At 52.2% G+C, this 13,699-nt stretch carries 12 protein-coding genes; 5 read left to right on the forward strand and 7 right to left on the reverse strand.

Annotated elements, in window-relative coordinates:
• The first annotated feature begins 61 nt into the window (after nt 1-61).
• Complete coding sequence (locus tag ABLV75_RS15865) at nt 62-853, forward strand: helix-turn-helix transcriptional regulator (RefSeq protein WP_348855021.1); 792 nt, start codon at nt 62-64, stop codon at nt 851-853.
• On the opposite strand, the gene ABLV75_RS15870 is transcribed toward ABLV75_RS15865, so the two are convergent.
• From ABLV75_RS15870 to dgcJ, 3 genes are all read right to left on the reverse strand, one after another.
• Nucleotides 837-1,283, reverse strand: a complete 447-nt coding sequence (locus tag ABLV75_RS15870; protein ID WP_004101248.1) for a DUF441 domain-containing protein — start codon at nt 1,281-1,283, stop codon at nt 837-839. The two genes, ABLV75_RS15865 and ABLV75_RS15870, sit on opposite strands and share 17 nt — an antisense overlap.
• Before the next feature lie 179 nt (nt 1,284-1,462).
• Nucleotides 1,463-1,963 carry a YbaK/prolyl-tRNA synthetase associated domain-containing protein gene (locus ABLV75_RS15875; protein WP_023320736.1) on the reverse strand — a complete coding sequence of 167 codons (501 nt, stop codon included), beginning with the start codon at nt 1,961-1,963 and terminating at the stop codon, nt 1,463-1,465.
• Nucleotides 1,964-1,996: 33 nt separating this feature from the next.
• Nucleotides 1,997-3,493, reverse strand: a complete 1,497-nt coding sequence (dgcJ, locus tag ABLV75_RS15880; protein ID WP_004101251.1) for a diguanylate cyclase DgcJ — start codon at nt 3,491-3,493, stop codon at nt 1,997-1,999.
• Between the two features lie 454 nt (nt 3,494-3,947).
• On the opposite strand from dgcJ, the gene ABLV75_RS15885 reads away from it, so the two are divergent.
• Entirely contained in the window at nt 3,948-5,105 is a 1,158-nt protein-coding gene (locus ABLV75_RS15885) for a glycosyltransferase family 9 protein (RefSeq protein ID WP_004101253.1), read from the forward strand.
• 45 nt (nt 5,106-5,150) lie between these two features.
• On the opposite strand, the gene ABLV75_RS15890 is transcribed toward ABLV75_RS15885, so the two are convergent.
• Together ABLV75_RS15890 and yeaG are read right to left on the reverse strand one after the other, a co-directional pair.
• On the reverse strand, nt 5,151-6,434 hold the full coding sequence (locus ABLV75_RS15890) for a YeaH/YhbH family protein (RefSeq protein ID WP_004101255.1): 1,284 nt from the start codon (nt 6,432-6,434) through the stop codon (nt 5,151-5,153).
• A gap of 130 nt (nt 6,435-6,564) precedes the next feature.
• Nucleotides 6,565-8,499 (reverse strand): protein kinase YeaG, encoded by a 1,935-nt coding sequence (yeaG, locus tag ABLV75_RS15895; RefSeq protein ID WP_004101257.1) that lies wholly within the window; start codon nt 8,497-8,499, stop codon nt 6,565-6,567.
• Nucleotides 8,500-8,926: 427 nt separating this feature from the next.
• Between yeaG and ABLV75_RS15900 the strand changes: the two genes are divergently transcribed.
• Complete coding sequence (locus tag ABLV75_RS15900) at nt 8,927-9,673, forward strand: MipA/OmpV family protein (protein WP_004101263.1); 747 nt, start codon at nt 8,927-8,929, stop codon at nt 9,671-9,673.
• 93 nt (nt 9,674-9,766) lie between these two features.
• The gene (locus tag ABLV75_RS15905; RefSeq protein ID WP_004101265.1) at nt 9,767-10,621 is read left to right on the forward strand and encodes an aldo/keto reductase; all 855 of its coding nucleotides are present in this window, start codon (nt 9,767-9,769) and stop codon (nt 10,619-10,621) included.
• Nucleotides 10,622-10,784: 163 nt separating this feature from the next.
• Here the strand turns inward: ABLV75_RS15905 and ABLV75_RS15910 are convergent, their stop codons facing one another.
• Nucleotides 10,785-11,669, reverse strand: coding sequence for a D-hexose-6-phosphate mutarotase (locus tag ABLV75_RS15910; protein WP_004101267.1), 885 nt, complete (start codon nt 11,667-11,669; stop codon nt 10,785-10,787).
• A gap of 269 nt (nt 11,670-11,938) precedes the next feature.
• Nucleotides 11,939-12,934: a glyceraldehyde-3-phosphate dehydrogenase gene (gene gapA / locus ABLV75_RS15915; RefSeq protein WP_004101269.1), complete on the reverse strand. Its 996-nt coding sequence runs from the start codon at nt 12,932-12,934 to the stop codon at nt 11,939-11,941.
• A 339-nt stretch (nt 12,935-13,273) separates the two neighbouring features.
• Here gapA and msrB point away from each other — a divergent pair, with 339 nt between their 5' ends.
• On the forward strand, nt 13,274-13,687 hold the full coding sequence (gene msrB, locus ABLV75_RS15920; RefSeq protein ID WP_004101271.1) for a peptide-methionine (R)-S-oxide reductase MsrB: 414 nt from the start codon (nt 13,274-13,276) through the stop codon (nt 13,685-13,687).
• Nucleotides 13,688-13,699: the final 12 nt, after the last annotated feature.

Here is a 13,699-nt window from a genome sequence, read left to right on the forward strand (position 1 = left end):
TGTTTGTGGGATGTTTAAATCAAGCTAAAATGACAGATTATCGCTAAAATCGGACAATTTTATGATCGGACTCGGCCTGGACGGCTACGACCCGGACAGCGGCCACGAGGCGGCGCTGGCTTTTCGTATTCAGGTTGTTGCGGATGAACAGTACATTCCGCGCCATCAGCATCGTAAAGGGCAACTCACACTTGCCCTTCACGGGGCGCTAACCTGTGAAGTCGAGAACGCCATGTGGATGGTGCCGCCGCAGTACGCGGTATGGGTGCCCGGGCAGGTACCGCACAGTAATCGCGCGACGCCGGAGGCGCAAATCTGCTTCTTATTTATTGAACCCGATGCGGCGCCGATGCCGGATTTCTGCTGTACGTTAAAGATTTCGCCGCTGGTGCGCGAGCTGATCCTCGCGATGGCCCAGCGCGGCAGGGCCTGGCTCGGTAAACCGGAGATGGACCGGCTGGTGCAGGTGCTGTTTGATGAGCTACCGCAGCAGCCGCAGGAGCATCTGCAGCTACCGGTCTCCGGACATGCCAAAATTCGTCAAATGGCGGAAATGATGGCCGTCGACCCGGCCCGCTGGCAAACCCTGGCGCAGTGGGCGGCGGAGTTTGCCATGAGTGAACGCAATCTGGCGCGGCTGGTGGTGCGCGAGACGGGGCTGAGCTTTCGGCGCTGGCGGCATCAGCTGCAGCTTATTCTCTCCCTGCAGATGCTGATTCGCGGGCAAACGGTACAGCAGACGGCGCAGAGCCTGGGCTACGACTCCACCACCGCTTTTATTACTATGTTTAAAAAGGGCCTTGGGCAGACGCCGGGACGCTATCTTGCCAGCCTGGCTACGACTTCCCGATAAACAGCGAAATTATCCCGGCGGCGATCAACGGGCCGACCGGTACGCCGCGGAAGAGGGCGACGCCGAGCACGGTGCCGACCAGCAGCCCGGCAACCAGCTGCGGCTGCGAGCCCATCAGCGCTACGCCGCGCCCGCCAAGCCAGGAAACAAAAACGCCTACCGCGATGGCCAGCAGCGATTTCCAGTTAACGAAGGAATGCAGCAGCGTTGAAGGCGGGAGCGTACCGCTGGCGATTGGCGCCATCACGCCAATGGTGAGAATAATTATACCGATGGTCAGCCCCTGCTTTTCTATCCACGGAAAGAAAGCGTTAAGCGGGGTGACGCGAACGATAATTAACACCAGGATAGAAATAGCCACGGTTGTGTTATGGCTAACAAAGCCGAGCGCCGCCAGGCCCAGCAGTATTAACAGGGTGGTGTCGAGCATGTGCAGAGGTCCTTGCCAGAAAACAAAAAAGAGAAGCCCGTTTACTCTACGCATAATTGCGTGACTAAACAGGCTTTTTTTATCTCAGAATGATGTTTTCAGGCATCTGCCCGATGGCGATCTTCCCGCCGCGAAGCTCGCAAAAAAGCGGAAATGGGCTGCAGACGGCGGGAGCAGACTCAGGGCTGGCGATGAAAAGCCGCCAATTCCGGCCGAGCAATGCGCAGATAGTCGGCGGTATCCAGGATGATCGATTTATCAAGCTGCCCGGCGTTAAAGGCGATTTCCGGGAAACGCTCGAACAGGACCGGATCGGCAACCAGCCGCAACGCCGGGTGGAAACTAAAGGGGGGAATCGCGCCAAACACGCAGGCGGTCAGGGAGTCCACTTCCGCCGGGCTGGCGAGGGAGGCTTTACTGCCGCCGATATACTCGGCCAGACGGGCTAAGTCCGCCTGCAGGTCGGCGGCAAGAATCGCCAGAACGTGCTGATTTACGCCATGACCTTTAATTTTGCATACCAGCGCTTTGGCTCCCTGACCCAGCGCGGTACCGCGGATCTTCGATACCGCTTCACATTTCCCGACGGCTTCATGTTCCACAACCCGGTAGCGGGCATGGGAGCGGTTAAGCAGCGCGATCAGCTGCTGATGAATGCTGAGTCCTGCAGACGCGTTCATGCTGATGGTTCCTTAAAAATTTAAAGCTAAAGATTAATCCTCTCGCCCTGGATGGACGTGCTTTTTTTGTTTTTTATTTTCGTACAGCCGGGCATCGGCGATTTGCATGGTATCGGCCAGGCTATCTCCCGGCGCCATGCTACAGGCGCCCCATGAGAAGTTAACGCGCTTGTTGACGTCAATCGTTCGCAGATGCTGGCGGATACGCTCGGTAATATTTTTGGCGTCTTCTTCGGCGTAATCAATCAGTATCAGAAAGAACTCATCGCCGCCCAACCGGATACCGTAATCGCTTTTGCGTATGGCGGCGGATATGGACTGAGCAAGCATCACAATTGCGCGGTCGCCTTCGTTATGCCCAAAGGTATCATTAATGAATTTAAGCCGGTCGCAGTCCAGCGCCATAAACACAATATTCACCCCCTGTTCCGTCAGCTTTTGCATGCGCGATTCCAGCAACGAGGAGAGAATTTTACGGTTGTAAAGACCGGTTAATGAATCACTAATATTTTCTTTAAAAACATCGATATACAAACGAAAATGCATGCGAACAAGATGAAGCAGCACGCCGGTAGATATCAGGTAAAACAGGAAGAGCTTCCAGGAGCTGAGCAGGAAATACATCACGTCCAGCGACAGCGAGATCTGCAGGTTTGTGGCTACCGCATGTTGATAATGGGCATAGCTAAAAAGATGCGTTTTGCTGCGGTGAACAATGATTTCTGAGGTTGAGTCCGAATCCGTTAATGTGATGTCGAGATAACGCCACACCAGCGGGCGGTCAGCGGTATACAGGAGCTCTTCGATATCTTTACGGCTGACATCGACCATGACGACCCCTTTAAGCCCTTCGTGGTGATACACCGGGGACAAAAACGAGAGAATATTTTGCCCGGTCACCGCGTCCACGTAGATGCTGGACATCAACGTGCGGCCGCGCAGTAAGCTGTTAAGGTTAGTCTGGGTAATACCTAATTTGCCGTCGTGGAGAAAGTTCCAGTTGTCCAGTGCGCGGTTTTTAATCTCGACTTGAGTATGGAAATACACATATTTATTTTTAAAATCAATGAAGTAACGTAATTTGTTGTCGGATTTATAAGGACCGGTTTCCTGGCCATGGTGGGTTCTGTTATGGTCGATAATGGTATCAAAGGCCTGCAGCGCGGGCAGATCGTTAACCCACGCCAGGCAGGAAGACTGATTCGCACTGAGCGTGCCGCTAAGCAGGGGAAAGGTGTACTCCGTAATATTCAGACCGCTAACGCTGCCTTTTGTTTGTACGCTGTCGCATGCCTGTTGAGCAACTTCAGCAGAAGGTAGGGTATCTAACTTGCGGGCGATCTGGGAGATAACCAGCTGATTTTGATATTTATCGTAGAGAAAAGCGTACTCGCCTTTTTCGACAATATAGTGCATATATTCCGACATATCCCGATGGCTGACGACTAACTCATAGACCAGGAATGAAGAGGTCAGGACCACTACCCCAGCCGAAATCAAATGACGAAGTAATTTATTCTTTAATTTCATTACGTTAGTTCACCAGATCGTTAAGGTCAGTTTACCTGCGCACGGTCTATTCATGTCATGAAGGGGAAAAATCAGGATACGCTGTGATAAAACTTAAGCAGTTGTCACCGGTAGATTCTAGCAAAAGCGTGTGCATGTTTAGCCACATTACGTGTTGAATGGAGAAAGAGTTCACTTTGTGTATGGCGATCCCGATAGCGATATGAAAACTGAAACCAGAATTCATGCAAACTATAAGCAAGCTAATTGTAGGCTTTCATACCCCTTTTATCCACATTAACTTCACTTTTCCCTCATTTTGCATGCAATAACATATGCTGCAATAACGAAACGTATTACTATTCGCCCTGCGCCAAAAACAGGATAATTTTATATAACAAGAGAACTTTTCTTATTTTCATTAGTCATTAGGATGACTAGCAGAGGTGTTGTTGATTGTGGTGACGAGGTTATGATGATGGAAAACGCAGCGGTGCAGGTAGCTCCCCGGAAGTTTAAAAAAATAAGAGAGCTCAACCGGCGCCGCAATTATTTTTTTAAGAAATTACGCAATATTCTGCGGGTTTATATCGCAAAAGCGTTGTGGGATTGTCGCGCGCGTCGCGAAGCAGATTTAACGTCCGCCAAAACGGTACTGCTTATGCGCAATGAAGGCGCGATAGGGGACGTTGTCGTTGATTCTGCGCTGGTTAAATGCCTCCATAAGGCAGGTATGACTGTTGATTTTCTGTTAACGAAATCGAACAGCCAGGTCATGCGTGATAATCCACATATTCGCCATATTTATGAAGCTGAGAATGTCGACTCGGCGGCTTATCTGCGTAAGTTTACCCATAACGTTCCTCAGCCCGTTATTAATGAGCTTGCGAATAATAAGTATGATATTGTTATTGACCCCTCGCTTTTTGATATTCCGGTGCACCGGATGCTGCTGTTACGGCAGATAAAAGCGCGCTCGGTGCTGGGGTTTAATAAATGGCCTTCTATTAATCACTATACCCGCTCTTTTGATTTTGACTGTGCAAACTGGCACGTCAGCAAGACCTTTACGCTCATTGCCGATTATCTCCAGCTGGACAAAAAATATCTGCAGTCTTATGACTTGCATATTCCCGAGAATGTCGAACACGAGGTGCGTGATTATCTGGCGGCTAAAAGTGGACGAAATGTGGTCATTAATATTTTTGCCGGCCATCAGGACCGCAGCATGTCGCAGGAGCAGCTGGCCACGCTTCTCACCCGACTGCGCGAAGAGTATCCCGCTATCAATATTATATTGCTCGACCACCGCAATGAAATTCGTCTTTCTCTGCCGGAGAAGGTCAGCGTGAATCCGTTTAAAACGCTGCACCACTGCATGGCGCTGATTGCGCAGGCCGATTTGGTTATCTCGCCGGATACCTCGGTGGTACATATGGCGGCTGCGTGGAAAAAACCGCTGGTCGCAGTGTATAAGGATGTGCGCATGAATAATCGGCTGTGGGCGCCGGGATATGATAGGGCCCGGCAGATCATCGTTAAGTGCGGTAAGGTGCACCAGCTGGAGAGCTTGCCCGACCTGATCATGGCGGAGATTGACCCTGGCACTCTACAGCAGACCCGGGCCGGATAAAGCGCAAAAAACAGCCAGCTGTGAAGGCTGGCTGTCCGGAAGAGATTAACCGTCCGCTTTTGAGGTTTGCTTGTGAAACAGTTCCCGGAACACCGGATAAATATCTTCCGGGTCGCGAATATGCTGCATGGCAAAGTTTTCAAAGGTCGACTGCAGATGTTCATACTCCCGCCACAGCGTCTGGTGCGCACGGCGGGTTATCTCGATATAGCTGTAGTAGCGGACCACGGGCAGGATTTTCTTCGCCAGCAGCTCGTGACACAGCGGTGAATCGTCCGCCCAGTTATCGCCGTCCGATGCCTGAGCGGCGTAGATATTCCACTGCGCCGGGTCATAGCGCTCTTTAACGACTTCGTCCATCAGCTTCAGAGCGCTGGAGACAATGGTGCCGCCGGTCTCCTGCGAATAAAAGAATTCGTGTTCGTCGACCTCTTTTGCCTGCGTATGGTGGCGGATATAAACCACATCAACGTTTTTATAGGTCCGGCTGAGGAACAGATACAGCAGGATGTAAAAACGTTTTGCCATATCCTTTGTCGCCTGATCCATCGAGCCGGAGACGTCCATCAGGCAAAACATCACCGCCTGACTTGAGGGCTCTGGCCGCTTTTCGTAGTTCTTGTAGCGCAGATCGAAAGTATCGATAAACGGCACGCGGTCGATTTTCGCCCGTAGCTCGGCAATCTCTTTGCGCAGCCGCTCCTCCTCCAGCAGCTGCGCCGGTTCGCTTTTGCTAATACTCTCCAGATCTTCTTCCAGAGCATGCAGCTCCCGGCGCTTACCGGCGGTCATCGCCGTGCGCCGCGCCAGCGAGTTTTGCAGCGAGCGAACGACGCTGATGTTGGCGGGAACCCCGTTAGCGGTGTAGCCTGCGCGATGGGTTTTGAATTCCGTCAGCTGCCGATGCTGATTTCTCTTCAGATTCGGCAGGGCAAGATCTTCGAATAACAGATCCAGATACTCATCTTTCGAGATCTGAAAAACAAACTCATCCTGGCCTTCGCCATCGGCGCTGGCTTGCCCCTGACCGCTTCCTCCACCGCCTCCGCCGCCCTGAGGACGTTCAATACGGTCATTCTGCACGAAGTGATCGTTACCGGGATGAACGCGATTGCGCAGGCCGCCGCGCCCCTGATGAAACATCGGTTCGTTGATATCGTCCGTTGGGATGGAGACGGACTCTCCGCTCTGAATATCGGTCACCGAGCGCTTGTTTATGGCCTCGGAGATCGACTGCTTTATCTGCGCTTTGTAGCGGCGCAGAAAGCGCTGCCGGTTGACGGCGCTTTTATTTTTCCCGTTCAGGCGTCGGTCTATGAACCAGGTCATATGCCCTCCTGTACTGCATTTGCCAACTATGCCCCGGCCATTCAAGCGCCGGAATGTGCCTGGCGCTGAATGTCATTGGGTCTTCGCAGTTATTATTCGCCCGGCAGCGGTTGCCTGCCGGGCTGGTCTATCAGGATGATTTACGTACCCGCAGATACCATTCGCACAGCAGGCGAACCTGCTTGCGGGTATAGCCTTTCTCCATCATGCGGTCGACAAAGTCATCGTGTTTTTTCTGCTCATCGGTTGACGTTTTGGTGTTGAACGAGATCACCGGCAACAGCTCTTCGGTATTGGAGAACATTTTCTTCTCAATAACCGTGCGCAGTTTCTCGTAGCTGGTCCAGTTTGGATTGCGTCCGCTGTTGTGCGCTCTGGCGCGCAGCACGAAGTTGACAATCTCGTTGCGGAAGTCTTTCGGATTACTGATCCCGGCCGGCTTCTCGATTTTTTCCAGCTCCGCATTCAGCGACTCGCGATCAAACAGCTGGCCGGTATCCGGGTCGCGATACTCCTGATCCTGAATCCAGAAGTCGGCGTAGGTCACATAACGGTCAAAAATGTTCTGCCCGTACTCCGAGTAGGACTCAAGGTAGGCGGTCTGGATCTCTTTCCCGATAAACTCGGCGTATTTCGGGATCAGATAACCTTTGAGGAACTCCAGGTAACGTTCGGACTGCTCCTGCGGGAACTGTTCACGCTCAATTTGCTGCTCCAGGACGTAGAACAGATGCACCGGGTTCGCGGCGACTTCGGCGTGATCAAAGTTAAATACCCGCGACAGAATTTTGAACGCGAAGCGGGTAGACAAGCCGTTCATCCCTTCATCAACGCCGGCATAATCGCGATACTCCTGATAGGATTTCGCTTTCGGGTCGGTATCTTTCAGGCTTTCTCCGTCATAGACGCGCATTTTCGAGTAGATGCTCGAGTTTTCCGGCTCTTTCAGGCGCGACAGAATCGAGAAGCGCGACAGCGTTTCCAGGGTTCCCGGCGCGCAGGGCGCGTGAGTCAGTTCGCTGTTATTGAGCAGTTTTTCATAGATGCGGATCTCTTCCGAGATGCGCAGGCAATAAGGCACCTTGACGATGTACACGCGGTCGAGGAAGGCCTCATTGTTCTTGTTATTGCGGAAGGTAACCCATTCCGATTCGTTGGAGTGGGCGAGGATAATCCCGTTAAACGGCAGGGCGGAGATCCCTTCAGTACCGTTATAGTTCCCTTCCTGCGTCGCGGTCAGCAGCGGATGCAGCACCTTAATAGGCGCTTTAAACATCTCTACAAATTCCATCAGCCCCTGGTTGGCGCGGCACAGGGCGCCGGAATATCCGTAGGCATCCGGGTCATTCTGCGCATAGTGTTCCAGTTTACGGATATCCACTTTACCCACCAGCGCAGAGATATCCTGGTTATTCTCATCGCCGGGCTCGGTTTTGGCGATGGCAATCTGCGCCAGGATTGACGGCCACACTTTCACCACGCGGAACTTCGTAATGTCGCCGCCGAATTCCTGCAGACGCTTGGCCGCCCACGGCGACATAATTGTTCCCAGATAGCGGTTTGGAATGCCGTACTCTTTTTCGAGGATTTGCGCATCCTCTTGCGGGTTAAACAGACATAGCGGATGGTCGTTGACCGGGCTACGCTCTCCGTTTGCGCTAAGCACATAGATAGGCACGCGCTGCATTAAGGACTTAAGGCGTTCGGCAAGCGATGATTTACCGCCGCCCACAGGGCCCAGCAGATACAGAATCTGTTTCTTCTCTTCAAGCCCCTGAGCGGCGTGCTTTAAGTAAGAAACAATTTGCTCGATGGCATCTTCCATACCGTAAAACTCTTCAAATGCCGGATAGCGCGCAACGACCCGGTTTGAAAAGAGACGGGATAGCCTGGGTTCCAGGGCCGTATCGACCATGACCGGCTCACCGATGGCCATCAGCAATCTTTCTGCTGCGTTAGCATAAGCACTGCGATCTTGCCGACAGATGGTAAGAAACTCCTGCAGTGTGAACTCTTCGTCCTTGGCAGCTTCATAGCGCTGGCGATAGTGATCGAATATATTCATGGCATGCCGTCCTTTCGTTTTTAGCACAGGTTGAGAGCCGTTCATATGAATAGTGGGAGCCCCCGGAAGAGGTAAGCTGCACAGCGCTCTCTGATTCTCCAGCAACCCTTATGCCAGGTTGGCGAAGTCTCGGGATAACGTGCCCCGCATTTACTTCTTCTAAATTAAAGCGTAGATGCATTTGGAAAACTTGCATGGCGTGGAAAATCAATTTCAATGACTTATCAACAACTCATCCGGAAAAGCAGCCTCTCATTTCCACTTCTGGTTTCACGCCGTCATGAGGCTGTCATTCGGCTGTCAGCGAATGGTCATCTGAGGATGAGAATCTGGTGAATTCAGTGTAATGACTGGTAAAGAATTTGAGGCATGACGTATACAACGTTAAACTGCCTGCGCTAATAATTTGACAACAGGAATATGGATCGTGACTAAAATCAAACTTCTGGCACTTGGTGTGTTGATTGCGACTTCAGCATCCGCCGTACACGCTGAAGGGAAGTTCACTTTAGGGGCGGGTGTAGGCGTCGTTGAACATCCGTACAAGCAGTATGATGCTGATGTTTACCCGGTGCCGGTGATTAATTACGAGAGCGATAACTTCTGGTTTCGTGGTTTAGGCGGTGGTCTTTACCTGTGGAATGATACCAACGATAAGCTTTCCGTGACCGCCTACTGGTCGCCGATGTACTTTAAGCCAGGCGACAGCGATAGCGAGCAGATGCGCCGTCTGGATAAACGTAAATCCACGGTGATGGCAGGACTTGCGTACGAACACTATACGCAGTACGGTTTCCTGCGCACCGCGCTGTCAGGGGACACCCTGGATAACAGCAACGGTATCGTATGGGATCTGGCCTGGCTATATCGCTACACCAACGGCAATCTGACGCTTACGCCGGGTATTGGCGTTGAATGGAATAGCGATAATCAGAACGAGTACTACTATGGTGTTTCGAAGCATGAGTCGAATCGCAGCGGCATGCGCAGCTACGATCCGGACAGCAGCTGGAACCCGTACCTCGAGCTGTCGGCAAACTATCGTTTCCTCGGCGACTGGAGCGTATACGGCGTGGCCCGCTACACCCGCTTGTCTGACGAAATCACCGATAGTCCGATGGTGGACAAATCCTGGAGCGGTCTGATTTCAACCGGGATCACTTACTCCTTCTGATAGTGCTTTATTACAGAGCAATTTGTGCATCAAAACAGGGCGTAATGCCCTGTTTTGCATTACGGTGGTGCAATCAAACGACAGGAGGTAGTCATGGCACAAAGGACAATCAGTTTTGGCGAGCATCCAGCGGTTCCCGTCATAGGGCAGGGGACCTGGTACATGGGCGAAAACCCGGCGCTGCGCACTCAGGAGTCTGCTGCACTACGCGCGGGCATCGATCTTGGGCTCACGGCGATCGATACGGCGGAAATGTATGCTGACGGCGGCGCCGAAGAGGTTGTCGGCGAAGCCATTCGCGGCCAGCGCGAGCGCGTGGTGCTGGTGTCTAAAGTGTATCCGTGGAACGCTGGCGGTCGCAAAATAGCCAGCGCCTGCGAAGCCAGCCTGCGCCGCCTGAAGACCGACTATCTCGATCTCTACCTGCTGCACTGGCGCGGCGACTACGCATTGCAGGAGACGGTGGCAGGTATGGAAGCGCTCGTTGCGCAGGGCAAAATTCGTCGCTGGGGCGTATCGAATCTTGATTACGCTGATATGCAAGAACTCTGGCAGGTTGACGGCGGCGAGCAGTGCGCAACTGACCAGGTACTCTATCACCTGGCTTCTCGCGGTATTGAACATGATTTGTTGCCATGGTGCCAGCAGCAGCGGCTGCCGGTGATGGCCTACTGTCCGCTGGCCCAGGCCGGCCGTCTACGCAATGGACTTTTAAATCATACCGTTGTGAAAAATATTGCGCAGGCCCGGGGCGTAACCGCCGCGCAGGTGCTTCTGGCGTGGGTTATCAGCCATCAGGGGGTACTGGCGATCCCGAAAGCATCGAGTATCGAACATGTTGAGCAAAATGCTGCGGCGCTGGACATCGAGCTAACCGCTGAAGAGAGGGCGCTGCTGGAAAAAGCTTACCCGGCACCGGGAAGAAAAACACCGCTGGATATGGTCTGAATAGGGTATAAAGAAAAGCCCCGACTCTGCGGGGCTCCGGTCGCGAGCTGCCACCAGGCATGAATACGATCGCAATCAGTGCGTCAGGCCGGGCAAAGCGTCAGCTGCCGCCCGGCAGAAATACGCGCACTAGATTTTAACCCGTATGCGCTCTTTCAGTGCGTTAGCGTTTCACCACGCGAATGGTTTGCGCCAGGCGCGAAGGTTTCTCTTCGCTGGCCTTCTGCGATTCGGTTACGCAGCAAGTTTCTACGCAAACGAAGGTTTTGTAGCCATCATCGGGCATATCGCCCATGCTGACGGAAAGGGCCGGTCCCGGGTTCCAGCCAACCACGTTGCTGTTGTGATGATGGACGACATCGATGTTGCGGCTGAGCGCATCATCGTGAATGACGCTGCAGGTTTCTGCATTCAGATAGATGCGGTCGGTACGATCCGGGAAGGTTTCAGTGCCGTTGCTTAATACGCCTTCTTCGGCATTTTTCACTTTATCAATATAACGGTCGCCCAGACCGCTGACCTTCACTGCCGCAATGTCACCGACGTTGAAATAGGTGTGAAGGGCGGAAGTGGTTTCAAATTCGCCGTGCGCTTCCAGCTCAATTTCGCAGGTTTTACCCAGTTTGAAACGCGCTAACAGGGTGAACTCATGCGGCCAGTACTGGCGAGTGGCATCGCTGCTTTTTAGTTCAAAGGTCAGCACCACGCCGTTATCGTCTTCATCGTGGCCTTTCAGGGCCCACGGCAGATTGCGGGCAAAACCGTGCGACGGCAGACCCTGCTGAGCTGATGGGCCAAACCATGGCCAGCAAATCGGCACGCCGCCACGCAGGGCAACGCCATTTTTGAATGGGGTATTGCCGCTGAGCCACAGGACCTCTTCTTCGCCTGCGGGCTTCCAGGAGAGCAGGTGAGCGCCCTGGAAAGCCACGGAAGCTTTAACCTGCGGATGATCAACCACGATCAGTTCCAGGTCATCAAGCTGGCGACGGGAAAGGACAGGGGTAAGCTGTTCGATAACCGGGAGGGCAAAAATTTTATTAATCATTACGCAATCCTTTTTACCCTAAATAATTCGAGTTGCAGGAAGGTGGCAAGTGAACGACAAATTCGTCAGGAACGAATTTGAACAACCGAAGATGGCCTTCGGTCAGGGACATGGATGTCCTTGATTCATCCCGATGAGCTTACCGTAGTAAGTGATTCGGGTGAGCGAGCGTAGCCAACACATCTGTAACTTGAAGTATGACGGGTATATTTTTAGGCAAAAAAAAGAGCGACCGGAGTCGCTCTTACAGATTACGGTCTCATCTCAACTTATTTGGAGATGTGAGCAATCAGGTCCAGAACCTTGTTGGAGTAACCAGTTTCGTTATCGTACCAGGAAACCAGTTTCACAAAGTTGTCGTTCAGAGCGATACCCGCTTTAGCATCGAATACGGAAGTGCAAACTTCGCCGTTGAAATCGGTAGAGACAACGTCGTCTTCGGTGTAGCCCAGAACGCCTTTCATTGCGCCTTCGGAAGCAGCTTTGATTGCTTTCTTAATTTCTTCATAAGAAGCAGCTTTTTCCAGACGAACGGTCAGGTCAACAACGGATACGTTCGGAGTCGGAACGCGGAACGCCATACCGGTCAGTTTGCCATTCAGTTCTGGCAGTACTTTACCTACAGCTTTAGCAGCGCCGGTAGAGGACGGGATGATGTTCTGAGCTGCGCCGCGGCCGCCGCGCCAGTCTTTATGAGACGGGCCATCAACGGTTTTCTGAGTAGCGGTAGTGGCGTGAACAGTAGTCATCAGACCTTCGATGATGCCGAAGTTGTCGTTGATAACTTTTGCCAGCGGAGCCAGGCAGTTGGTGGTGCAGGAAGCGTTGGAAACGATGTCCTGGCCTTCGTATTTGTCAAAGTTAGCACCTTTAACAAACATCGGAGTGTTGTCTTTGGACGGGCCAGTCAGAACGACTTTTTTCGCGCCAGCGGTGATGTGCTTACGAGCGGTTTCGTCGGTCAGGAAGATACCGGTTGCTTCAGCAACAACGTCAACACCCACTTCGTCCCACTTCAGGTTAGCCGGGTCACGCTCAGCGGTAACACGGATTTTTTTACCGTTAACGATCAGATGACCGTCTTTCACTTCAACGGTACCGTTGAAACGGCCGTGAGTGGAGTCATACTTCAGCATGTAAGCCATGTAGTCAGCGTCTAACAGGTCGTTGATTGCAACGATCTCGATGTCAGAACGTTCCTGAGCAGCACGGAAAACAATGCGACCGATACGGCCAAAACCGTTGATACCTACTTTGATAGTCATATATTCCACCAGCTATTTGTTAGTGAATAAAAGGTTGCCTGTAAAATTACAAAAACCTTACGCAGCGTCAAGCGGAATCGTGTCAATCATTGCGACAAATCAATCCGGAGCATGCCTTTGCGCGGTTGATTTATCCCACTTTCCCTTTGAGCCCAATTCCATATGGGGGCTGCGCCCGGAATTTTAAAGGTCATTTGAGATAAAAATGTGATATTCATCACAATTGTGTGGCTGCCTTTTGGCGTCGCCTAAGTTTAGAACAAAAGTGCACGCTTCATTGTTAATATTTTGTTAGAATTAAGCCGAAAAAGTTGTCCTTTCACAGCGAGAAGCAAGCCAATGTCGAATAAACCCTCTTCGGACGAGCTCAAAAAAAATTTGAGCGAGATGCAGTTTTACGTGACGCAGAATCACGGTACTGAACCGCCGTTCACCGGGCGGCTACTCCACAACAAACGCGATGGCGTCTACCACTGCCTGGTATGCGACGCGCCGCTGTTTAACTCGCAATCCAAGTATGATTCAGGCTGCGGTTGGCCGAGCTTTTATGAGCCGGTAAGCGATGACGCTATTCGCTATCTTAACGATTACTCCCACGGTATGCAGCGCACGGAAATTCGCTGCGGAAACTGCGATGCTCACCTTGGACACGTCTTCCCGGATGGCCCGCAGCCTACCGGTGAGCGTTTTTGTGTTAATTCGGCCTCTTTAAGCTTCACCAATGATGAAAATGGTGAGCAAACCAAGGGTTGAAAAAACGATTCA

The organism is Klebsiella sp. CN_Kp066 (genome assembly GCF_040065135.1).
GTDB lineage: Bacteria > Pseudomonadota > Gammaproteobacteria > Enterobacterales > Enterobacteriaceae > Klebsiella > Klebsiella oxytoca.